Origin of the sequence: Sphingomonas segetis (assembly GCF_009720245.1) — a bacterium.
GTDB lineage: Bacteria > Pseudomonadota > Alphaproteobacteria > Sphingomonadales > Sphingomonadaceae > Sphingomicrobium > Sphingomicrobium segetis.
In genome coordinates, this window is sequence record NZ_WJSQ01000290.1 from 1 (window position 1) to 1241 (window position 1241).

Here is a 1241-nt window from a genome sequence, read left to right on the forward strand (position 1 = left end):
GCGACGGTGCGCGAGGGCGCGTCCTTCGCGGCCACGCTGTCCGCCGGAGGATCGGTGACCTGCAGCGAAGCAGCACCGGTGCGCCCGGCGCCAGGGTTGCCCGGCGCAGGCTTGCCGTCGAGCGTCAGGTGCAGGACCTTGCCCATCGGCAGATTGGGGTCCTGCGCCGGCGTGAAGCGCTGGCGTTCGCCCGCGCTGAGGAAGAGCGAATTGCCGTCGGGCGCAAAGGCGATGCGCGCGCCGAAATGGCCGCCTTCGCCGCCCGTGGGGTTGCGCCAGATGACCTGCAGCCCCTGCAGAGCCGGAGAGGCTCCGCGCACCAGCTTCCCCCGAGCGAGCGCAAGCTGGCTGCCACCGTTCTTCGATGGCTCAGAGAAGGTCAGATAGACGAGGCCGCCCTGCGCGAAATGCGGGCCGACGACGACGTCGAGCAGCCCGCCCTGGCCTTTCGCTACGACGTCGGGCGCGCCGGCGACTTCCTGCTTCGCTCCGCTTGCAACATCGATGAGCCACAAGCGTCCGCCCTTCTCCGTCACCAGCGCCATGCTCGAACCCGGCAGGAAGCTCATCGCCCAGGGTGCGTTGAAGGTCGCGACGGCTGCGGTAGCGAACGGCGGAGAGGAGGCCGGCACGTTCGCGCGCTCGCTCGAGCCGTTTGCGTCCTGTGCGTTGGTCGGCGCCGACGAGCCGCAGGCTGCGAGCAGCACGAGTCCTGCCAAGTGCAAGGAATGAAATTTCATGCGGCCTCCTCACTGTCGAATATTTGAACCAAAGCGCGGTTCCCCCGCTCTATACGGCGATGATGCAGCCGTGCAGCCTCCTGTCGCTCGCGACCGCCGTGCCGCCTCATGTCGTCGAGCAAAGCGAGGCGAAAGCCTGCGCGCGCGAGGCGTTCGGCGGAAGGAAGGCGCTGTTCGACCGCCTTTCGGGCGTGTTCGACAATGCCGGGATCGCGACGCGGCACATCGTCGCTCCGCTGGACTGGTACCTGACCCATCACGGCTGGCATGACCGCAATGCCGTCTATCTGAAAGCCGCGGAGGACCTGTTCGTCGAAGCAGCCTCCGCCGCGATCGAAAAGGCCGGGCTGCGGCCGCGCGACATCGACGGCGTCGTGACCGTCTCGACCACCGGCATCGCGACCCCGAGCCTCGAGGCGCGCACGGCGCAGCGCGCCGGCTTTCGTGCGGACGTGCGCCGTGTCCCCGTGTTCGGTCTCGGCTGCGCCGGCGGAGTCAACG

Annotated in this window: 1 protein-coding gene and 1 pseudogene; one reads left to right on the forward strand and one right to left on the reverse strand. The window is 68.8% G+C overall.

Annotated elements, in window-relative coordinates; all coding sequences use genetic code 11:
• A partial coding sequence (locus GH737_RS14835; protein ID WP_196233251.1) for a PQQ-dependent sugar dehydrogenase occupies positions 1-740 on the reverse strand: 740 nt, incomplete at its 3' end.
• A gap of 62 nt (positions 741-802) precedes the next feature.
• On the opposite strand from GH737_RS14835, the pseudogene GH737_RS14840 reads away from it, so the two are divergent.
• Positions 803-1241, forward strand: a pseudogene (locus GH737_RS14840) (type III polyketide synthase); the annotation flags it as partial.